Source organism: Enterobacter sp. ENT03 (assembly GCF_019218745.1).
Classification (GTDB): Bacteria; Pseudomonadota; Gammaproteobacteria; order Enterobacterales; family Enterobacteriaceae; genus Enterobacter_D.
Map to the genome: position 1 here is coordinate 1 of NZ_JAHUXA010000042.1, position 714 is coordinate 714.

General features: G+C 55.0%; 1 rRNA gene. It reads left to right on the forward strand.

The annotated features are described in order from the left end of the window. Positions 1-691: ribosomal RNA gene (locus tag KW828_RS21630) — 23S ribosomal RNA — on the forward strand; the annotation flags it as partial. Positions 692-714: the final 23 nt, after the last annotated feature.

A 714-nucleotide genomic window follows, 5' to 3' on the forward strand; every position in this document is an offset into this window, starting at 1 on the left:
CCGGGTTGCGGACAGTGTCTGGTGGGTAGTTTGACTGGGGCGGTCTCCTCCTAAAGCGTAACGGAGGAGCACGAAGGTTAGCTAATCCTGGTCGGACATCAGGAGGTTAGTGCAATGGCATAAGCTAGCTTGACTGCGAGCGTGACGGCGCGAGCAGGTGCGAAAGCAGGTCATAGTGATCCGGTGGTTCTGAATGGAAGGGCCATCGCTCAACGGATAAAAGGTACTCCGGGGATAACAGGCTGATACCGCCCAAGAGTTCATATCGACGGCGGTGTTTGGCACCTCGATGTCGGCTCATCACATCCTGGGGCTGAAGTAGGTCCCAAGGGTATGGCTGTTCGCCATTTAAAGTGGTACGCGAGCTGGGTTTAGAACGTCGTGAGACAGTTCGGTCCCTATCTGCCGTGGGCGCTGGAGAATTGAGGGGGGCTGCTCCTAGTACGAGAGGACCGGAGTGGACGCATCACTGGTGTTCGGGTTGTCATGCCAATGGCATTGCCCGGTAGCTAAATGCGGAAGAGATAAGTGCTGAAAGCATCTAAGCACGAAACTTGCCCCGAGATGAGTTCTCCCTGACCCTTTAAGGGTCCTGAAGGAACGTTGAAGACGACGACGTTGATAGGCCGGGTGTGTAAGCGCAGCGATGCGTTGAGCTAACCGGTACTAATGAACCGTGAGGCTTAACCTTACAACGCCGAAGATGTTTTGGCG